A 19,423-nucleotide genomic window follows, 5' to 3' on the forward strand; every position below is an offset into this window, starting at 1 on the left:
TGCCGCTCACCCCCTCAACCGCCTGCCGGCACCGACCGGGGTCGAGCCACGGGTCTCGACCCGTCCTTCGGACCACCAGCGGGGAGAAGAGACGTGTAGCAGCGCCGTGCCGCTTCTTCTTAGCCAGAGCAAGATGTATCGAGCGAAGTTTCTAGCTGCTTTCTCCAGCTTTCCGGTCTAGAAGGCGGCCAGCCGCGGCACCCTCTGACCCCTCACCCTTGTACGTTGCCGATCGTGTAGAATGCGGTTGTGCGACGGGGATGCGTGTCATCCTTGGGTCTTGAACTCGTACCTCAGCAAGCATCTCCGTCGCCATGTCTTCGCTCGAACGGTTGGTTGGGCTTCGAGCCCGCGTTGGAAGGAGGAGCAGTCATGCATATTCAGCAATCTTTCATGGTCGGTATCGATGTCTCGAAGGCCTATCTCGACGTGGCCGTCGAGGGCAAACGCGCCGTTGTCCGCTTCGACAACGATGCGCCAGGCTGTGCCGCGCTCGCAACGGCAGTGGCCGGCGCAGAGCTTGTCGTCGTCGAGGCGACCGGCGGTTACGAGATGGCGATCGTCAGAACGCTGATGGCCGCCGGTATTCCCGTCGCCGTCGTCAATCCCCGCCAGGTGCGCGACTTCGCCAGGGCCAGCGGTCGTTTGGCCAAGACCGATCAGGTCGACGCCCGCGTCACTCTCCACTTCGCCAGAGCGATGCGGCCGGCACAGATCCCCCATATCGACGACGGCCGCATCGCGCTTGCTGCGCTTGTCACCCGCCGTCGCCAACTCATCGACATGGCGGTCGCCGAGAAGAACCGCCTCGAGCATGCGCCTGAGGCCGTCGCAGCGCTGATTGGCGAGACCCTCGCCGCCCTCAAGGCCCAGCTCGCCCGCGTCGATGCCGCCATCGCGCTTGCCATCGAGGCCGAGCCCGACATGGCCGCACGCCGCAATCTGCTGCTGACCGTGCCGGGCATTGGCGAGGTCGGTGCCGCCGTGCTCATCGCCGAACTGCCCGAACTCGGCGCCATCGACGACAAGAAGCTCGCAGCCCTCGTCGGTGTTGCGCCGATGGCTCACGACAGCGGCACATGGCGTGGACAACGCCATATCGCCGGCGGCCGCGCCACCGTCCGATGCGCCCTCTATATGGCTACCCTCTCGGCCATCCGTTGCAACCCGGCCATCAAGACCTTCCACAAAAGGCTGCGCGACGCGGGCAAACCGCCCAAGGTCGCCATCGTCGCCGCGATGCGAAAGCTCATCATCATGATCAACACCATTCTTAAAAGACGAACCCCATGGAACCAGCCCCAACAACACGGTTGCTGAGGTGCGCAGCCCGCAGGGCGAAGCCTCGAAGGACACGCCGCAACACTGCTCCTTGCATAGATCCGTCGCCGGAACGCCCGCCTCGTCCTTCGAGGCCCCTTGCGGGGCACCTCAGGATGAGGCTCTCTTGAGTGCCGGCACTCCAGGGCGCTGGCATGGGGGCGCCATGGGTCGCGGACATACCTGCCGAGAGGAACAAAATGAAATACCTTCCAGTCTTCGTCCTAACGTTTCTGTCGATTTTTTTCGGATGGTTATTCTATGAAAGGTACTGGAAGTTCCGAGATTGCATCTCGCAAGCCTTATCCAGCTGCCTCACTCCCGACGATGACAACCTGACGCAAGGCGGTTCTCTGTGGGCTGGTTTTGCAGGTCTGTTCTTGCTGCTCGCCGTGATCTCCGCCTGGCGCGCTTTCCGGAGCCGGTGACCGAAGCGGGAGCGAAGCTGCGCCCCTCCAATTTGCCTCATCCAGAGGTGCGATCCACAGGGTCGCCTCGAAGGACACGCCGCCACGCTGTTCCTTGAATGCCTCCGCTTGTTTCTCAGACGATCATCAGCGCCCTCACGAAGGCGACCGAGGCGAGCAGAGAGGCGATGGTCCGCACATGGTTCCACCACGTCCAGTCCCTGACATAAGTGGTCCAGAGCTGAACCGCTTCCGGGCCGTTGCCGCCGACCTTTGCCAGCGCATCGTTCATCGGCACGTTGAAGATGATGGTCGAGAGGAAGGAGGCGAAAATGTAGAGGGCTGCACCCGCCAGCATCAGAAAGGATGCCCCGCCGCGCCAGTCGATCAGGGCGAGCACGGCGATGACGAGGCAGAGGATCGCTGTCGGTACGAAAAGCGCCATGAAGGGCGAGCGGACGATCGTCACGTTGATCGAGTTCATCGCCGCGATGCCTTGTTCCGCCGAAATCCGCGAGAAGGCGGTCATGATGAAGGTCGAGAAGGCGAAGAAGATGCCGGCGACGAGGCCGCTGCCGATCGCCGCGGCGACGAGGGAGATGATGAGAAAGATCTGCATGGTCAGGCGCTCCAGAGTCCGGTTTCCGTGGTCCGGCGGGCATATTCGCTGAAATCGGTGGCGGGGCGGCCAAGAATTTCGGCGACACCGCCCGTGGTGCCGGAGTTGCGCCCATCGAGCACCTGGCCGAAGAGCTGCTCCAGAAGATCGATCAGGCCCTGCGGCAGGCCGGCAGCCGCAAGCCCGCCGGTGAAATCCGCCATCGACACCTGCTCATATTCGATCGGCCGCCCAGTGGCTGCGGCGATTTCGGCGACCGCCTGGCGGAATGTCAGCGCTCGCGGGCCGGTCAGTTCGTAAATCTTGTTGCGGTGGCCGGGATCGGTCAAAGCGGCGACCGCCGCATCGGCAATGTCGTCGGCATCGATGAAAGGTTCCCCGATCTCGCCCGCCGGCAATTGCAGCCGGCCGCCAATGATCTGCTCGACAAAGGCGCCCTCGCTGAAATTCTGGCAGAACCAGGAGGCACGCAGGATGGTGGTGTTAATGCCGGAAGCTTTCAGCGCCGCCTCGCTGCGCTGCGCGCCCTCTTCGCCCCGGCCGGAGAGCAGCACGATATGCTCAAGGCCGCATTCCCTGGCGACCTTGGTGAGTGCTTCGATCGCTTCCGCCGCCCAGGCGACGGCAAGGTCCGGCTGGAAGGCGACATAGGCGCTCGATGCGCCGTCAAGCGCGCCGCGCCAGGTCGACCTGTCCTCCCAGTCGAAGGGCCGTGCGCTTGAGCGTGATGCCGCACGAATGGTGAGGCCGCGCTCTTCCAGGCGCTTGATGATGCGGCCGCCGGTCTTTCCCGATCCACCGACGAGGACGATTTCGGAAGTCTGCATGTCAAAATTCCTCCCAAACTTTGAAAACAAGAGAAACTCTCTTATTTTGTTTGTCAACGTGGAAAAGGAGAGAGCATGTCGGAACAGCCGGTCGCAACGCGCAGACGCCAGCAGGAGTCTACCGGCCAGCTGCGCCGCATTCCCAGCCAGCAGCGCGGCCGCGAGCGCTTCGAAAAGATCCTCACTGTGGCCGCCGAGCTGATCGAAAGCCATGGCAGCGACGGCTTGAAGATGAGCGAGATTGTCGAAAAGGCTGGTCTCTCCTTCGGCGCCCTCTACCAGTATTTCCCGGACAAGACCTCAATCATCCGCACATTGGCTGAGCGCTTCAACGAAGAGGGCAGGCGGTGCGTCGAAGAGGAACTGGCGAAGGTGACCGACGCTGCGGCCCTGCAGGGCGCACTCGCCAATATCGTCGACGAATATTACGCCTTCTTCCGCCGCGAGCCCGTCATGCGCGACATCTGGCATGCGACCCATACCGACAAGCTGCTGCAACAGGTCGATGCCGAGGACATGGAATTCCATGCCCAGGCATTTCTCGCGGTGCTTATCCGCCTATGGCCGGATCGCGACCGGAAGGAGCTGCTCGCGATCGCCCGGCTGACGATGCAGCTGCTTGCCGCCGCGGTGCGCTATGCCGTTTCGCTGGATGCGGAGGAGGGCGCTCAGGCAGTCGCTCTGTTCAAGAAGATGCAGATCGTTGATATCGGCCGCCTGCTGCAGCAATAGCCCGCCTTTCGTCTGGAAACGGCGCGCTCTTGCTGCTATTCCCGCAGGGATCCAAGCCGAAGGAGAGCCGCATGATCCAGACCACATTTCCCGACCGCGACGTGATGGCCGAATTGCTGGCCAAGATGCTCTGGGAGATCAACGCGGTCCATTTCAATGCCGCTCAGCCCTATAAACTCTCCTCCGGCATGGCGAGCCCGGTCTATATCGATTGCCGCAAGCTGCTCTCCTTCCCGCGCATCCGCTCAACGGTGATGGATTTCGCCGCCAGCACCCTGCTGCGCGATGCCGGCTTCGAGCAGTTCGATTGCATCGCCGGCGGCGAGACTGCCGGCATTCCCTTCGCCGCCCTGCTGGCCGATCGTCTCGGCCTGCCGATGATCTATGTCCGCAAGCAGCCGAAGGGCCACGGACGCAATGCCCAGATCGAAGGCAACATGCCGGAAGGGTCGAGGGTGCTGGTCATTGAAGACCTGACGACAGCAGGCGGCAGCATGTTCAAGTTCATCGATGCCATCCGTGCCGCCGGCGGCATCGTCGATCACGGCATAGCGCTTTTCTTCTACGGCATATTCGGCGAGGAGCGCTTTGCCGATGGCAAGGTCAGGCTGCATCACATCGCCACCTGGCGCAATGTTCTGGCCGTCGCCAGGGAGCAGAAGCTCTTCGACGACACGACGCTGTCGGAAGTCGAGGCCTTCCTCGATGCGCCGCTGGCCTGGTCGGGAAGAAATGGTGGCGTGAGTGAGCTTTCGCTCTAGCCGGTTGACAAAAGCTCGCTTAATCGGTTGATGAACCTATCAGTGCTGTTGGGAGGAATACGATGATTTTGTGCTGCGGCGAAGCTTTGATCGACATGCTGCCAAGGGACACGACCCTCGGCGAAAAGGGCTTTGCGCCCTATGCCGGCGGCGCCATCTTCAACACCGCGATCGCGCTTGGCCGCCTCGGCATCCCCACCGCCTTCTTCACCGGCATTGCCGATGACATGATGGGCGAAATCCTGCTCGAAACGCTGAAGGCGAGCAATGTCGATTACAGCCCGTGCGCCATCACGCCGCGTCCCTCGACCATCGCCTTCGTCAAGCTGGTGAACGGCCAGGCGACCTATGCCTTCTACGACGAGGGCACCGCCGGCCGGATGATCACCACGGCCGACCTGCCGGATCTCGGTGATGATTGCGAAGCGCTGCACTTCGGGGCGATCAGCCTGATCCCCAGCCCCTGCGGCGAAACCTATGAAGCCTTGCTCGACCGCGAAGCCGCACGCCGCGTCATCTCGCTCGATCCGAATATCCGTCCCGGTTTCATCAAGGACAAGCCGTCGCATATGGCCCGCATCAAGCGCATGGCCGGCAAATCCGACATCGTGAAATTCTCCGACGAGGATCTCGAATGGTTCGGCCTGCAGGGCGACCATGATGCGCTCGCCGCCCATTGGCTGAACCATGGCGCCAAGCTCGTCGTCATCACCAAGGGCGCGGAAGGCGCCTCCGGATATACCAAGGAGCGCAAGGTAACGGTGCCGAGCGAACGCGTCACCGTCGTCGACACGGTCGGCGCCGGCGATACTTTCGATGCCGGAATCCTGGCGTCGCTGAAGATGGATAATCTGCTGACCAAGCGCCAAGTCGCCTCGCTGGATGAGCAGGCGCTGCGCAACGCCCTGACCCTCGGCGCCAAAGCCGCCGCCGTCACCGTCTCCCGCGCCGGCGCCAATCCGCCCTGGGCACGCGAGATCGGGCTTTAAGGCCCGCAAGTCTCCGCAGAGGTGTGCCGTGCGGCCCCTCATCCGCCCTGCGGGCACCTTCTCCCCGAGGGGAGAAGGGAACGAGACGTTGCCGCAAGTCCCTTCGCCCCAGCGGGGAGAAGATGCCGGCAGGCAGATGAGGGGGCCGGCGAAGCCGGTCTTTCTAACAACACCCGCGCGGGTTCGACCGCGCCGGCATCATGTTCTGACGCCACGCCAGCCCAGCATCTGCCCGGTGCTCAAGCCTACTCTTTCGCGCGGGTGCGCGCCTGGCTTTCCTTCTTGATCGGCCGACCGACCGGGCAGACCTCCTGCACGAAGCCGTTGAGCGTGTTGACGAGATTGTTCTCGATCAGGGAATAGTGGACGAACTGGCCCTGTTTCTCTCGTCTGATCAGACCCGCAGCTTCGAGGATGGAAAGATGCTGCGAAACGGCTGGCTTGGACATGCTGAAGCGGTCAGCGATTTCGCCGGCGGTCAGACCCGATGCCGAGAGATAGGCGAGGATCTTCCGGCGCGGCGCGCTGGAAAGCGCGTGGAATACCCGCTGGGCGGCGCTGACGGAGCGGCCCTCTACGGCGTCATCGAAAGTCTCTTCGTCCAAGTCCGGTCTCCGTGCCAGCGGCATCATCGCATCGATCCGTTAATCAATTAAGCAATTAATGCATTGCTTAATTGTTTCCGCTCGTGCAAAGTAATTAGGTAATTTCTTAAATAATGAATTGGTAGGCGATGTTCAAGTAGAGAATGCGCCCGATGGGAAGGAGTTTGTCATGAGCAGTATTTCCACTGGACGAATGATCGACAATGGGAGCGATCCGGTGAAGGGCAGAGTGGTCTGGATGCCCGCAAAGTCGATCTGGATCACCGCCATGACCTTGATTGCCATCATTGGTGGCCCACTGACCTTCACCTGGAGCGCCTTTATCGTCTTTATCCTCCTGACCGCCATCACGATCTGCCTTGGTCATTCGGTCGGTATGCACCGGCTGCTGATCCATCGCTCATTCAGCACTCATATCTGGATCGAGCACTTTCTCGTCTATCTCGGTACGCTGGTCGGCATGGCCGGCCCCTTCGGCATGATCTACGCGCACGATATTCGCGACTGGGCGCAACGCCAGCGAGACTGCCATGACCTCTATGCCCATCGGCGGCCTTTCTTCATCGATGCCTTCTGGCAGATGCATTGCATCGTGGCGCTGGACCATCCGCCGCGTTTCGTCCTCGAAGAGCGCGAGCGGCGCGACCGCTTCTATCGTTTCCTGGAGGCGACATGGATGGCGCAGCAAATTCCCTTAGGACTCGCGCTCTTTGCGCTCGGCGGACTGCCATGGGTGGTCTGGGGTATTGCCGTGCGGATATCGGTGTCGCTGACCGGACACTGGCTGGTCGGTCATTTCGCGCATCGAGCCGGCCATCAGGGCTGGAGTGTCGATGATGTCGCGGTGCAGGGCTATAACCTGCCGCGTTTCGGGCTGGTGACCTTTGGCGAGAGCTTCCATGGCAACCATCACGCCTTTCCGGATTCGGCCCGGCTCGGCATCGAGCCGGGCCAGCTGGATCTCGGTTGGTATTTCATCCGGCTGCTGGCAAGGCTCGGTCTGGCTTCGGCGATCAAGCTCCCACACACGATCGTGCAAAGGCGAGGGTTGAGACGCGTCAACGGAACTGAAACGGCAGGTGACGGTCATGCGCCGCATCACGCAGCAGGTCACGCGGAATCTCGCCCGTGAATGCCTCCTCCTTGCGGCAACGTCTCGATTCCCTCTTCTTCCCTCGGGTCCGAAGGACGGGTCGATGCCGATCGATCAGGAGACTATCCGGGGTCACGCTCCGGGCGAAGGCTCGGGAGCAAGCACCAAGTCCCGCAAGAAGTTTTCGCACCAAAGTGAGACGTCGTGGGTTAGCAGATGCTCCATCATCATGCTCCAGCGGTCGCGGCGCTCCTCGAGCGACATGGCAAGGCCCCGGGCGATGGCATTGGCAGTGCCTTCGACATCGTAAGGATTGACCAGCAGCGCGCCCTTCAACTCTCGAGCCGCGCCGGCGAAGCGCGATAGCACCAATACGCCCGGGCGATCGGGATCCTGAGCGGCGACATATTCCTTGGCGACGAGGTTCATGCCGTCGCGCAACGGCGTGACCAGCCCGATCGTCGCCAGCCGGTAGAGGCCGGCGAGCACGTTGCGGCTGATCGACCGGTTGACATAACGGATCGGCACCCAGTCGACCGTTCCGATGGCACCGTTCACGCGGCCGGCCTGTTCGGCGACCATCTTCTGCATATGCTCGTATTCGGGAACTTCCGATCGCGATTTCGGCGTGACCTGCAGATAGGTGACCTTGTTCTGGTAGCCAGGATTGCTTGTGAGGAAGCGTTCGAACGCTTCCAGCCGCTGAATGATGCCCTTCGAATAATCGAGGCGATCGACCCCGATGATCATGTCCCGGCCTTCGATGCTGCGCCGCGTCTTCTGTACCATGATATTGTTTGCGGCTCTCTCGGCGAACTCGGCGAAGGCAGCAGTTTCGATCCCGATCGGATAGGCGCCGGCCTTGAATATCCGCCCATGGGAATCGAACAATCCATTTCCGAGGTCGTCGCCAATTCCCTCCCTTCTGAGATAGCCGGCAAAGTTCTGGAGGTCGTAGTCGGTCTGGAAGCCGACGAGATCGTAATGCGAGAGCCCGCGCATGATTTCCTCATGGACGGGCATCGTGACGAGAATGTCGGCCGGCGGCCAGGGGATGTGCAGGAAAAAGCCGATCCGGTTTTTTAGCCCCATTTGGCGGAGTTCGGCCGCCAGCGGAATGAGGTGGTAATCATGAACCCAGATGACGTCGTCCGGCTCGATCATCGGCGCCAACCTGTGTGCGAAGAAGCGGTTGACGCGGAAATAGCCGGCCATTTCCTTACGGCCATATTCGGCGAGGTCCAGTCGATAATGGCAGATGGGCCAGAGAACACGGTTTGCAAAACCGCGATAATATTCCTCGACGTCGGTGTCGGTGAGATCGGTCAGCGCATAGGTGATGTTGCCCTTCTGCAGTTGCGACAACGGGCCAGGTTCCCTGTCCCCGCTCGATTCGCCCGACCATCCCATCCAGATGCCGCCACGCTCCTGCAGGGCTGCCTGCAGCGCAACGGCCAGGCCGCCGGCAGCGGCGCTCCCATCTTTGGCGGGCATGGGAACACGATTTGAAACGACGACAAGACGGCTCATGAGCTTCCTTTAAAGGAGATGAGACATGAAAACGCTGCGTGACGAGCGTCTTGAGACATCTCCTGAACTTGGGCAGGGACCATGCAGTGAAGGCGCCGACATCGACGAGCCGACCCGGACGCGAGCGGCCCGGTGCAGATGCCAACAAGAACAACGAACGGAGCATTTCCCGCACAGATTTTGCTTGAATCTAGGGCGATTCCCGCGGATTGAAAGAATTCATTCTACAATTTTTGATTAGAAGAACGTTCAATCCGGTTTCGCATGACGAAGCCCATCGTGCGGATGCACCAAGCCCGCCGATATCAGTTCATTATAATTGCGGCCGCAATGACGATGTTGGCGGCAGTCGGCACTGGGCGCGTGGGATCGGCCTTTGAGACAGGAGCCAGCGTCCGCCCCTCATCCGGCTGCCGCCACCTCTCCCCGTCAGAACGGGGAGAGGGCTAGGGTGAGGGGCAATCTCGAGCGCTTACTTCGCCAGCTTCGCCAGTGCCGCAACCAGGCCCTGCGTCGAGGAGTCGTGCGATGCTGCACTTTCCTTGCCTTCGACGACCGGCAGCAGGCCCGTCGCCAGTTCCTTGCCGAGCTCGACGCCCCACTGGTCGAAGGAGTTGATGCGGAAGAGCACGCCTTCGACGAAGACGCGGTGTTCGTAAAGCGCGATCAGGCGGCCGAGCGCATAAGGCGTCAGCTTGTCGTAGACGAAGGTGATCGATGGGCGGTTGCCGGTAAAGACGCGGTGCGGGGCGATGAAATCGGCCTTTTTGTCGTCCATGCCCTTGTCGGTGAGCTGCTTCTTGGCCTCGGCAAAGGTGCGCCCCTTCATCAGCGCTTCCGACTGGGCAAGAACGTTCGAGATCAGCAGCTGGTGCTGGTGGCGCAGCTCCGGCTCGAAGGCGTTGGCGGCGATCATGAACTCGGCTGGAATGATGCTCGTGCCCTGATGGATGAGCTGGTAGAAGGCGTGCTGGCCGTTGGTGCCAGGCTCGCCCCAGACGACCGGGCCGGAATTGCCTTCGACCGGCGTGCCGTCGATGGTGACGCCCTTGCCGTTCGATTCCATGTCGAGCTGCTGCAGATAGGCCGGGAAACGCGACAGGCGCTGGTCGTAGGGCAGGATGGCGCGGGTGGGATAGCCGAGCACGTTGCGATGATAGAAGCCGATCAGGCCGAGCAGCATCGGCAGGTTCTCGGTAATCGGTGCCTTACGGAAATGATTGTCAACCGCATGGGCACCGTCGAGAAACTTGCCGAAATTGTCAGGCCCGACGGCGATCATCAGCGGCAGGCCGATCGCCGACCAGATCGAATAACGGCCACCGACCCAGTCCCAGAAGCCGAAGACACGGGCGCTGTCGATGCCGAAGGCGGCGACCTTGTCGAGCGCCGTCGAGACGGCGGCGAAGTGGTGCTGCACGGCCGCTTCGCCGAGCGCCTTGGCGATGAAATTGCGCGCCGTCTGCGCATTGGTCATCGTCTCCACAGTGGTGAAGGTCTTCGAGGCGACGATGAACAGTGTCGTTTCCGGCTGCACCAGCTTCAGGATGTCGGCGATATGGGCGCCGTCGATGTTGGAGACGAAATGCGCGCGCGGGCCGTCATGGAAGGGGGCAAGCGCCAGCGTCGCCATGACAGGCCCGAGATCCGAGCCGCCGATGCCGATATTGATGACGTCGGTGATCGCCTTGCCGGTCGCGCCCTTCAGCGTGCCGGAGCGGACGTCGTCGGCAAACTTGCCCATGGCGGCAAGCACGGCATTGACATCAGGCATAACGTCCTTGCCGTCGACCAGAACCGGCGTGTTGGAGCGGTTGCGCAGCGCGGTGTGCAGAACGGCGCGATCCTCGGTGAAGTTGATCGCCTTGCCGGAGAACATTTCCTCGCGCTTTGCCTCGACGCCGCCTTCTTCGGCGAGCTTTACCAGGAGCTTGAGGATGTCGTCATTTACCGCCGTCTTGGAAAAATCCATCAGCAGGTCGTCAAGCGCGACGGAAAAGCGCGAAAAGCGCTGCGAATCGGCGGCGAAGGCGGCACGGATATCGGTTGCCTTGGTGGCATCAGCGGTGCTTTTCAGCTGTTCGACGATGGCGTTCATGGGAGGCTCCTTTGGAGGCGGAAAGGTTGCGGAAACTATTCGCTTTCTCACCCGCAAATCAAGTTCAGCCACCTGCCGAAATGGAAAAAAGCCACCCGCGGCAAGCGGATGGCTGTCTATTTCATGACAGCGCCGCGCGTCCGAAAGACGCGCAAAGGACGCTGTAACACTTTATTTCGTCAAATTCAGCCGCGCAGGTCCTTGCGCAGGATCTTGCCGACCGGCGACTTCGGCAGCTCGGTGCGGAACTCGATGAAGCGCGGGCGTTTGTAGTTGGTGAGGTTGGCGATGCAATGGGCTTTCACCTCGGCTTCCGTCAGGTTGGGATCCTTCCTGACCACGAAGAGCTTCACCGCCTCGCCCGAATGCCCATCCGGCACGCCGATGGCCGCGGCTTCAAGGATGCCGGCATGCATGGCGGCGACTTCCTCGATTTCGTTCGGATAGACGTTGAAGCCGGAAACCAGGATCATGTCCTTCTTGCGGTCGACGATCTTGGTATAGCCGCGTTCGTCCATGAAACCCATATCGCCAGAGCGGAAGTAGCCGTCATCGGTCATCACCCGCGCCGTCTCTTCCGGCTTCTGCCAATAGCCTGCCATCACCTGCGGCCCGCGGATGCAGATCTCGCCGACTTGGCCTGATGGCAGTGAATTGCCTTCTTCGTCGCGGATATCGAGGTCGGTGGAGGGAAGCGGCAGGCCGATCGTGCCGGTGAACTCAGGCGAATCGAAGCGGTTGGCGGTGGCAACAGGCGATGTCTCGGAAAGGCCGTAGCCTTCCGTCACCGCCGTGCCCGTCATCTTCAGCCAGCGTTCTGCGACCGGGCGCTGGACGGCCATGCCGCCGCCGAGCGACATGATTAGCGAGGAGAAGTCGAGCTTGGCAAAATCGGCATTGTTCATCAGCGCATTGAACAGCGTGTTGAGGCCGGGGAAGATATGTACCTTCGATTTTTCGAATTCCTTGACGAGGCCGGGAATGTCGCGCGGATTGGCGATCAGGATATTGTGGGCGCCAAGCGACATGCCCATCAGCGAATTCACCGTCAGCGCGAAGATGTGGTAGAGCGGCAGGGCGCAGAGGAAATTCAGCACCTCCGGCTCTTTCTTGCGCTCGAAGGCCGATCGCAGCCAGAGCGACAGCTGCGCCTTGTTGGCGAGCAGGTTTTCATGCGTCAGCACCGCGCCCTTGGCGACACCCGTCGTGCCGCCGGTATATTGTAGGAAGGCGATATCGCCACTCGCAAGCGTGACCGGCTGTAGCTCTTTTCCCGCACCTTCGCGCAGCACCTGGCCGAAGCTCTTGTGCTGAGGGATCGACCAGGAGGGAACGAGCTTCTTCACCTTGCGCACGACGAAATTGACGATCAGCCCCTTCGGCCCCAGCATTTCCCCGAGCGAGGTGACGACGACATGGCGAAGGTCGGTCTTGTTGAGAACCTGCTCGACCGTGCGGGCAAAATTCTCCAGCACGAAGATCGCCTTGGCGCCGGAATCCCGCAACTGGTGTTCGAGCTCGCGCGGTGTATAGAGCGGGTTGACGTTCACGACGACGAGGCCGGCGCGCAGTATGGCATAGGTCGCGATCGGGTTCTGCAGCACGTTCGGCATCATCACGGCGACGCGGTCGCCCTTCTGAAGGCCGGTGCTTTGCAGCCAGGCGGCGAGTTTGCGCGTCTGGCTCTCCAGTTCGCGGTAGCGCATCGCCTTGCCCATGCTGGAAAAGGCGGTCCGGTCGGCGTAACGGGCGCAGGATTTTTCGAGCAGTTCTGTAAGCGAGGCATATTCCAGCGGCGGAATCTCTGCCGGAACGATATCGGGATAGGCGGCAAGCCAGGGCCTGTCGGGCTTCGCTCCGTTCGGATGGACGGAAATGCTGTTCATCGTATCCTCTCTCCCTTGCGGCCGCCGCGCCGGCCGCGCCGGTAATCGGCTGGCCCACAATTGACTGGAAGAGTCCTCCATCTTCCAGTCTGGCAGCTTATGCCATTGCCTGAACGGTTCAAGCCGAATGAAGCTATACTAACCTTGACGTAAACGTCAACATTCGCCCGTCGCCAGATCGTGGAAGGATGGGAACTTTGAGTCCGCCATGACGTTGATCTTGCATACCCATCATGAGGAAACACCAAAAGGAGGTGCACAATGTTGAACGAGGATACTGACGCCACCCGCCGTGACCCGAATGTCAAGGACACGCATTCGCTGATCGCCAGCGACCGCGTCGAGGGCACCCGCGTCTATGGTCCGGATGGCAGGCATATCGGCTCGATCGAACGCCTGATCATCGGAAAGCGCGACGGCCGCGTCGCCTATGCCGTGCTGAGCTTCGGCGGCTTCCTGGGCATCGGTCACGATCACTACCCGCTTCCCTGGGAAAAGCTGAACTACGACACCCAGCTGGACGGCTATCGCATCGACCTGACCAAGGAGCAGATCGAAGGCGCCCCGAGCTATTCGGACGATGACGACACCTGGTACAACGACAATGGCCGCCGGGTCTATGATTACTACGGCGTGCCGCCCTACTGGATGTAACGTCGTCCGATAGGCCGAGCTGGAAGGGCCCCGCGGATGCGGGGCCTTTTTAGTGTTTGGCGGCGAGATCGTTGGCCGAGCGCAATACGGTGCCGACGACAATGTCGTCTGCCCTGATCGCCTTTGCCGTCTTGACCACAAACACATGGCTCTCGCCCGGCAGCAGCGTCACCAGCATCGTGTCGACGACGGCATTCGGATCCAGCCGGTCGGCCATCAGGCAAAGATCCTTGAGGAAATTTTGCGCCGTCACCTTGACCTGATGCCCGCCATCGATCCCGACGACATCGACCGTCTGGCGCGGTGCTGGTAAGGCAAGCTCGATATCCTCGACGAAATAGTGGTAGGCGCGCCTGTCCAACATCTCAACGACAATGACCTCGTCCTTCGGTACTTCGGGCATGACGATATCCTCGGGCAGCGGAAATTCCTTTGCCTCGAAGCGGTCGCAGAGCAGGCGCCAGAATTCGAATTCGGCAAGCACGGTGCCGTCGAGCTTCATGCGTTTGCCGCTGATCTTCGCCCGCCAGAACAGCGTTCGTTCATTGACCGCAACCGCCGCAAGTCCGCCGCCGCGCGGCTGGATCGTCAGCAGGCGCGGATCATAGGCCGCCTTCAACGCATACCAGAGCGGCTTGCGGCGCCCGGCCGAATCGAGTGCCGACCACGAGGTCACCGGCCAGCAATCGTTGAACTGCCAGACGACAGCACCCTTGCAGATATTGCGATGCGAGCGCATGTGCTCAACGCCGAAGCGGATGGCGCGCGCCTGATTGAGCTGGGTGGCGAAGTGCCAGTCGTCCATTGTCCTTGGCTCCGGCAGATGGCCGGACAGGCCGCGGATCAGCTTGTCATTGCCATCAGTTGCCTTCTGATGGTGGAAGACGCCGTTCGATTGCGGCGTCAGCGGCGCGTCGTGCACGCTTTCTTCGATCGTCGCCCAGGCGGCCGGCGCCTGCCAGCCGAATTCGGAGCAGAAGCGCGGGATATAGTTGCGATAGACCTCGTAGCCGACATCGTTCCACACGTCCCAGATATGTTTGCAGCCATGTGCGTCGGCATTGGGTTCGATCTCCATCGAGCCGGAATAGGGACTGCCGGGATAATAGGGTCGGTCCGGATCGAGTTCGGCGGAGAGTTTGGGCAGCAGGTCGAGATAATAACCGAGCCCCCAGCTTTCGCCCGGCTTGATGATCGGCCGCCAGCCCCATTCGTCGAAGCCCCAGATGTTTTCGTTATTGCCGTTCCAGAGGACGAGCGAGGCATGCGACATCAGCCGCACGACATTGTCGCGCACCTCCGCCTCGACCTCGCTTCTGAGCGGTTCTTCCTCGGGATAGGCGGCGCAGGCAAAGAGGAAATCCTGCCAGACCAGCATGCCGGCGCGGTCGCAGGCCTCATAGAACTCGTCGGCCTCGAAGATGCCGCCGCCCCAGACGCGCAGCATGTGGATATTGGCGCTTTTTGCCTCCTCGATCCGCGCGGCATAATGCTCGGCCGTCACCCGCGATGGAAAACAATCGTCCGGAATCCAGTTTGCCCCGCAGATGAAGAGCGGCACGTCGTTGATGACGAAGGTAAAGGCCGAGCCGTGTTCGTCGGCTGCCGTATCGAGCCGCAGCGAGCGGAAACCGAGTTCGCGCTCATAGCTGTCGAGCAGGTCGTCGCTGAAATCGTCGATCAGCCTGACGGTCATCGGGTAGAGCGGCTGCGCGCCAAGATGGTGCGGCCACCAGAGCTGCGGCGAGGGCACGGCAAGCTCGAAGGAAACCTCGTCTTCGTCAGGCCCAATCGCCACGGTCGTCGTCATGCCGCCGATTTCGGCGATGAGCCTCAACGGCGTCGTGTCGCCATGTCGTGCCAGCCTGGCATGCACCTTCACCAGCCCATCGCCGCCGGCAAGCGTAGCCGACACCCTGGTTTCGGCAAGCCGCGCCCGATCCCAGATTTCCAGCCGGACGGGCTTCCAGAGGCCCACTGTCACCAGCGTCGGCCCCCAGTCCCAGCCGAAATTGCAGGCCATCTTGCGCATCAGATTGCCCGGTCCCGGATAGTTGTTGGGGCGGTAGCCGTAATGTTTTTCCATCTCCGCGCCATAGGCGTAGGCGGAGCGGAAGGTGACAGAAAGTTCGTTGGCGCCGGCCTTCAGCAGTGCCGAAACATCGAAACGATAGGTGCGGTGCATATTGAAGGTGCGGCCGATCTCTTCGCCGTTGAGTGATATCACCGCGACCGTATCGAGCCCGTCGAAGACCAGTTCCTGCACCCTGGCATCATCAGGCATCGCCTCGAAGCTGCAGCGATAGGTCCAGTCGGTCTTGCCGATCCAGTCATTGGTGATTTCGTTGACGTCGATATAGGGATCGGGGATCAGCCGGTTGGCGAGAAGGTCGAGATGCACGCAGCCCGGCACCGTCGCGGGTATTGCAGCCGGCAGGCCGGACTTGGCTGTATCGTTACAGGAGAGCGTCCAGCCGGAATTGAGCGCAGTCTTTTCGATCATGGCGGGCTCCTCATGCATGCCGCTTGAAGCTGTGGGATTATCTATGGATTGGAACGTATCAGTGGTTCGGCGTCGGATGCCTCAGAGAAAACGGCCGTGGCGCTGCAGCACCTCGATCTTGTAGCCATCGGGGTCGCTGATGAAGAAGAACAGGCCGAAGAGCTTGCCGTCGCGGTTGAGCTCTACCAGTTCACCGGGCTTGAGCCCGAGCTTCGACAGCCGCTCGCGCTCGACCGCCACCTCCTCGACCGAGACGGCGAGATGGCCATAGGCATTGCCCTGATCGTAGGGCGCGGTCCGGCCCTTGTTGACGGTCAGTTCCAGCTCGAAGCCGGTCTCGGCATTGCTCATGTAAATCAGCGTGAAGGTTTCGAAATCGACGCGGTCGGCGACCGAAAGGCCGAATGCCGTCTCGTAGAATTCGACGGAGCGCGCCTCATCGAGAACGCGGATCATGGAGTGGATCATCTTCGCCAAGTCTGCCTCCCATTGCCTACCAGCGCCGCAGTCTTGGTACCCGTCCTCTTACGCCGCGCGCAAGCCGATTCTTCGGGTGATCGCCGCTTCGACGAGACCCATGGCATCATAGATCAGCACCGCCATCAGGCCGACGATCAGTCCGCCCTGCAGGATGAAGGCGGTATTGTCGGAAATCAGCCCGGCGATGATGACCTCGCCGAGGCCCTTTGCCGCAACCGTCGAGCCGATCGTCGCCGTGCCGATATTGATCACGGTCGCGACCTTCAGCCCTTCGAGAATCAGCGGCAGGGCAAGCGGCAGCTCGACGCGCAACAGCCGCTGCGTACCGTTCATGCCCATGCCGTCGGCAGCATCGAGCACCTGCGGCGAAACCTGCTTCAGCCCGGCGACGGTGTTTTCGAAAATCGGTAGCAGGCCGTAGAGAAAGAGCGCAATCAGCGTTGGCATGGCGCCGAAACCGGTGGCGGGAACGGCGAGCGCCAGCACCGCGACGGGCGGAAAGGTCTGCCCGGCATTGGCGATGGCGCGCGACAGCGGCAGGAAGTCGGCCCCGCTTTCCCGCGTCACGAAGATGCCGCCGATAACGGCGAGCACGGCGCTGCAGACGATCGAGCCGATCACCAGCTGCAGATGGCCCCTAGCCAGCGAAGCAAGGCTGTTTTGCGTATAGACGGCTGGCGCATTGTTGCTGGTCAGCGGCACCAGCATGAAGGAAAGCCACTCCGTCCTGAACAGCAGGATGAGCAGCAGGACCAGCGCCGCCAGGCGGAAGAGATTGGCGACGACGAGCTTCATGCCTTGCGGCCCAGTTCGAGAAGCCGCGTCATCGAGATCGAGCCAACCGGCGCTTTCTCGCCATCCTGCACCGCCGCCTCGTCGACCCCCTGCCAGATCATTTCGGCCAGCGCGTCGCGGAGACTGAGAGATTGCGGCAGGGCATAGGCGAGACCGTTCTTGGCCGGCTCCATGCTTTCCTTCAGCGGCAGCAGCGACATCAGCTTCAGCGCCCGGTCGGAGGTGCCGGTCAATTGCTGGACGAAGGGATCGGCGGGTTCGGTGAGGATCTTTTCCGGGGTCGAGCATTGCAGCAATCTGCCCTCGCTCATCACCGCGATCTGGTTGCCGAGATGGAAGGCCTCGTCCATGTCGTGGGTGACGAGAATGACCGTCGTGCCGAACTGCCTCTGGATCGCCAACAGGTCGTCCTGCGCCTTGCCGCGGATGACGGGATCGAGCGCGCCGAAGGGCTCGTCCATCAAAAGCAGCTCCGGTTCGGCCGCCAGTGCCCGGGCGACGCCGACGCGCTGCTGCTGGCCGCCGGAGAGCTGGTGCGGATATTTGTCCGCAAATGTTGCCGGATCGAGATTGAAGAGCCCAAGTAGTTCCTCGACGCGTTTGGCGATGCGGGCGGAATCCCAATCGAGAAGCTGCGGCACGGTGGCGATATTCTGGGCCACGGTCCGATGTGGAAAGAGGCCGTGCCCCTGGATCGCATAGCCGATCTTGCGGCGAAGCTCGGTTACCTCAACGTCCATCACACTCTGTCCGCCGACGAAGATCTCGCCCTCGGTAATCGGCACCAGCCGGTTGATCATCCGCATCAGCGTCGATTTGCCGGAGCCCGACGTGCCGACGATGACGGTAATCTCGCCCTTCTCGACGCTCATCGAGACGTCGTCGACGACGGTGGCCGCGCCATAGCGCTTGGTGACGTTCCTGATCTCGATCATGGTCATGCGGCGGATCCCCGGATGCTTTCGATGACCGCATCGAGGATGACGGCCGATGAGAAGGCGAAGAAGACGGTCGGCACGGCGCCGAGCAGGACGAGGTCCATGGCCGTCTGGCCGAGCCCCTGGAAAATGAAGATGCCGAAGCCGCCGCCGCCGATCAGTGCGGCGATCGTCACCATGCCGATCGCCTGCACCAGCACGATGCGGATGCCGGTGAGGATGACGGGAAAGGCGAGCGGCATGTCGATTCCAACAAGGATCTGCCAGCGCGTCAGCCCCATGCCGGCCGCAGCGTCCCGCACCGAGGGATCGACGCCCTGCAGGCCGACGACGGTGTTGGCGACGATCGGCAGCAGCGAGTAGAGCACAAGCGCGATCAAGGCAGGCGCCGTGCCGATGCCGCGAATGCCGATGGCGGCGGCGAGGGGCACATGCAGGGCGAGATAACCGAGCGGCAGCATCAACAGGCCGAAGAGCGCCAGACTCGGGATCGTCTGGATGAGGCTGAGGCCTTGCAGCACGATGGCCCGCAGCTTCGGCACCCAGAAGCAGAGGATGCCGAGCGGCAGGCCGAGAATAATGGCGATGGCAAGCGAGCCTAACGCCAAGAGCAGATGCGAGATCGCTTCGGTCTCGAACTGCGGGGCCCGTGTCGAAAATTCCTTCATGATCGAAAGGCTGTCGAGCAGGCCGGAGGAAAGCGAGATGAAGAGCAGCGCCGTATAGGCTGCAAGGGCTGCGACCCGCATCCAGGGCGCCAGGCGGATCTTCACCAGCGCATCAGATATGACGAGCCCGATCACGGCAAACAGCACCCAGAAGCCGCCGCCGGGCGTCATGCGCGCTACCGTGCTGCCGGGCGGCGTCGCGGCGGTCGAGACGAGGCCGATCGCAACGATCAGCGCCGCAAGGCAGAGTGTGGCGATGGCAAGCCGCACGATCGCATGGCGCAGGAACAGCGTCGCGAAGGCGGTGAGGATGAGTAGCACCGTCAGGATGATGACGGAAGGCTGGGGAAGAAGCTGCATCAGCAGCATCGGCTTGCCGGCGGCGATGCGGTTCGCCTTCACGTAGATGAAGGGCATCAGTGCTGTCGCCGCGATGCCGCCTGCCACCAGAACCACGCCGAGCCGGTCCAGCCTGCGGACCGCTAAGGTTTCTGCCATGAATCCCAATCCTGTCCGGA

The 19,423-nt window shown here is 61.8% G+C and carries 17 protein-coding genes; 6 read left to right on the forward strand and 11 right to left on the reverse strand.

The genetic code is table 11. The features are described from left to right. Positions 1-372 precede the first annotated feature (372 nt). Entirely contained in the window at positions 373-1,320 is a 948-nt protein-coding gene (locus BA011_RS22305) for an IS110 family transposase (RefSeq protein WP_065282047.1), read from the forward strand. A 543-nt stretch (positions 1,321-1,863) separates the two neighbouring features. Here the strand turns inward: BA011_RS22305 and BA011_RS22315 are convergent. Next, a complete protein-coding gene (locus BA011_RS22315; RefSeq protein ID WP_065282048.1) occupies positions 1,864-2,346 on the reverse strand; it encodes a DUF1772 domain-containing protein in 483 nt (160 codons plus the stop codon). A gap of 2 nt (positions 2,347-2,348) precedes the next feature. Beyond that, on the reverse strand, positions 2,349-3,173 hold the full coding sequence (locus BA011_RS22320; protein WP_065282049.1) for an NmrA family NAD(P)-binding protein: 825 nt from the start codon (positions 3,171-3,173) through the stop codon (positions 2,349-2,351). Positions 3,174-3,248: 75 nt separating this feature from the next. Here BA011_RS22320 and BA011_RS22325 point away from each other — a divergent pair, with 75 nt between their 5' ends. From BA011_RS22325 to BA011_RS22335, 3 genes are all read left to right on the forward strand, one after another. After that, on the forward strand, positions 3,249-3,905 hold the full coding sequence (locus BA011_RS22325) for a TetR/AcrR family transcriptional regulator (protein ID WP_065282050.1): 657 nt from the start codon (positions 3,249-3,251) through the stop codon (positions 3,903-3,905). A 71-nt stretch (positions 3,906-3,976) separates the two neighbouring features. Further along, the gene (locus tag BA011_RS22330) at positions 3,977-4,666 is read left to right on the forward strand and encodes an orotate phosphoribosyltransferase (protein ID WP_065282629.1); all 690 of its coding nucleotides are present in this window, start codon (positions 3,977-3,979) and stop codon (positions 4,664-4,666) included. A 62-nt stretch (positions 4,667-4,728) separates the two neighbouring features. After that, positions 4,729-5,655 carry a carbohydrate kinase family protein gene (locus tag BA011_RS22335; protein WP_065282051.1) on the forward strand — a complete coding sequence of 309 codons (927 nt, stop codon included), beginning with the start codon at positions 4,729-4,731 and terminating at the stop codon, positions 5,653-5,655. A 245-nt stretch (positions 5,656-5,900) separates the two neighbouring features. Here the strand turns inward: BA011_RS22335 and BA011_RS22340 are convergent, their stop codons facing one another. Continuing rightward, a complete protein-coding gene (locus BA011_RS22340; RefSeq protein ID WP_065282052.1) occupies positions 5,901-6,260 on the reverse strand; it encodes a metalloregulator ArsR/SmtB family transcription factor in 360 nt (119 codons plus the stop codon). A gap of 169 nt (positions 6,261-6,429) precedes the next feature. On the opposite strand from BA011_RS22340, the gene BA011_RS22345 reads away from it, so the two are divergent. Then, positions 6,430-7,392 (forward strand): acyl-CoA desaturase, encoded by a 963-nt coding sequence (locus BA011_RS22345; RefSeq protein WP_065282053.1) that lies wholly within the window; start codon positions 6,430-6,432, stop codon positions 7,390-7,392. Positions 7,393-7,485: 93 nt separating this feature from the next. Here BA011_RS22345 and otsA read toward each other — a convergent pair whose 3' ends face one another. The 3 genes from otsA to BA011_RS22360 form a co-directional block, all read right to left on the reverse strand. After that, on the reverse strand, positions 7,486-8,883 hold the full coding sequence (otsA, locus tag BA011_RS22350; RefSeq protein WP_065282054.1) for an alpha,alpha-trehalose-phosphate synthase (UDP-forming): 1,398 nt from the start codon (positions 8,881-8,883) through the stop codon (positions 7,486-7,488). A gap of 472 nt (positions 8,884-9,355) precedes the next feature. After that, positions 9,356-10,981, reverse strand: a complete 1,626-nt coding sequence (gene pgi, locus BA011_RS22355; RefSeq protein ID WP_065282055.1) for a glucose-6-phosphate isomerase — start codon at positions 10,979-10,981, stop codon at positions 9,356-9,358. 185 nt (positions 10,982-11,166) lie between these two features. Beyond that, the gene (locus BA011_RS22360; RefSeq protein WP_065282056.1) at positions 11,167-12,867 is read right to left on the reverse strand and encodes a long-chain fatty acid--CoA ligase; all 1,701 of its coding nucleotides are present in this window, start codon (positions 12,865-12,867) and stop codon (positions 11,167-11,169) included. Positions 12,868-13,128: 261 nt separating this feature from the next. On the opposite strand from BA011_RS22360, the gene BA011_RS22365 reads away from it, so the two are divergent. Beyond that, on the forward strand, positions 13,129-13,521 hold the full coding sequence (locus BA011_RS22365; RefSeq protein WP_017958814.1) for a PRC-barrel domain-containing protein: 393 nt from the start codon (positions 13,129-13,131) through the stop codon (positions 13,519-13,521). A 49-nt stretch (positions 13,522-13,570) separates the two neighbouring features. On the opposite strand, the gene BA011_RS22370 is transcribed toward BA011_RS22365, so the two are convergent. From BA011_RS22370 to BA011_RS22390, 5 genes are all read right to left on the reverse strand, one after another. Further along, entirely contained in the window at positions 13,571-16,024 is a 2,454-nt protein-coding gene (locus BA011_RS22370) for a glycoside hydrolase family 2 protein (protein ID WP_065282057.1), read from the reverse strand. An 81-nt stretch (positions 16,025-16,105) separates the two neighbouring features. Beyond that, positions 16,106-16,501, reverse strand: a complete 396-nt coding sequence (locus tag BA011_RS22375) for a VOC family protein (RefSeq protein WP_065282058.1) — start codon at positions 16,499-16,501, stop codon at positions 16,106-16,108. 48 nt (positions 16,502-16,549) lie between these two features. Next, complete coding sequence (locus BA011_RS22380; RefSeq protein WP_065282059.1) at positions 16,550-17,299, reverse strand: ABC transporter permease; 750 nt, start codon at positions 17,297-17,299, stop codon at positions 16,550-16,552. Further along, a complete protein-coding gene (locus BA011_RS22385) occupies positions 17,296-18,240 on the reverse strand; it encodes an ABC transporter ATP-binding protein (RefSeq protein WP_065282060.1) in 945 nt (314 codons plus the stop codon). Before BA011_RS22385 ends, BA011_RS22380 begins: the two co-directional genes overlap by 4 nt. Continuing rightward, the gene (locus tag BA011_RS22390; RefSeq protein WP_065282061.1) at positions 18,237-19,403 is read right to left on the reverse strand and encodes an ABC transporter permease; all 1,167 of its coding nucleotides are present in this window, start codon (positions 19,401-19,403) and stop codon (positions 18,237-18,239) included. The genes BA011_RS22385 and BA011_RS22390 overlap by 4 nt, the downstream gene beginning before the upstream one ends. Between the last annotated feature and the right edge of the window lie 20 nt (positions 19,404-19,423).

The organism is Rhizobium leguminosarum (assembly GCF_001679785.1).
GTDB lineage: Bacteria > Pseudomonadota > Alphaproteobacteria > Rhizobiales > Rhizobiaceae > Rhizobium > Rhizobium leguminosarum_R.

What these genes read in the sequence shown, in the direction of transcription:
- BA011_RS22305 (WP_065282047.1), top strand. Translation starts at nt 373, where the DNA reads ATGCATATTCAGCAATCTTTCATGGTCGGTATCGATGTCTCGAAGGCC.
- BA011_RS22315 (WP_065282048.1), bottom strand. Translation starts at nt 2,346, where the DNA reads ATGCAGATCTTTCTCATCATCTCCCTCGTCGCCGCGGCGATCGGCAGC.
- BA011_RS22320 (WP_065282049.1), bottom strand. Translation starts at nt 3,173, where the DNA reads ATGCAGACTTCCGAAATCGTCCTCGTCGGTGGATCGGGAAAGACCGGC.
- BA011_RS22325 (WP_065282050.1), top strand. Translation starts at nt 3,249, where the DNA reads ATGTCGGAACAGCCGGTCGCAACGCGCAGACGCCAGCAGGAGTCTACC.
- BA011_RS22330 (WP_065282629.1), top strand. Translation starts at nt 3,977, where the DNA reads ATGATCCAGACCACATTTCCCGACCGCGACGTGATGGCCGAATTGCTG.
- BA011_RS22335 (WP_065282051.1), top strand. Translation starts at nt 4,729, where the DNA reads ATGATTTTGTGCTGCGGCGAAGCTTTGATCGACATGCTGCCAAGGGAC.
- BA011_RS22345 (WP_065282053.1), top strand. Translation starts at nt 6,430, where the DNA reads ATGAGCAGTATTTCCACTGGACGAATGATCGACAATGGGAGCGATCCG.
- otsA (WP_065282054.1), bottom strand. Translation starts at nt 8,883, where the DNA reads ATGAGCCGTCTTGTCGTCGTTTCAAATCGTGTTCCCATGCCCGCCAAA.
- pgi (WP_065282055.1), bottom strand. Translation starts at nt 10,981, where the DNA reads ATGAACGCCATCGTCGAACAGCTGAAAAGCACCGCTGATGCCACCAAG.
- BA011_RS22360 (WP_065282056.1), bottom strand. Translation starts at nt 12,867, where the DNA reads ATGAACAGCATTTCCGTCCATCCGAACGGAGCGAAGCCCGACAGGCCC.
- BA011_RS22365 (WP_017958814.1), top strand. Translation starts at nt 13,129, where the DNA reads ATGTTGAACGAGGATACTGACGCCACCCGCCGTGACCCGAATGTCAAG.
- BA011_RS22370 (WP_065282057.1), bottom strand. Translation starts at nt 16,024, where the DNA reads ATGATCGAAAAGACTGCGCTCAATTCCGGCTGGACGCTCTCCTGTAAC.
- BA011_RS22380 (WP_065282059.1), bottom strand. Translation starts at nt 17,299, where the DNA reads ATGAAGCTCGTCGTCGCCAATCTCTTCCGCCTGGCGGCGCTGGTCCTG.
- BA011_RS22385 (WP_065282060.1), bottom strand. Translation starts at nt 18,240, where the DNA reads ATGACCATGATCGAGATCAGGAACGTCACCAAGCGCTATGGCGCGGCC.
- BA011_RS22390 (WP_065282061.1), bottom strand. Translation starts at nt 19,403, where the DNA reads ATGGCAGAAACCTTAGCGGTCCGCAGGCTGGACCGGCTCGGCGTGGTT.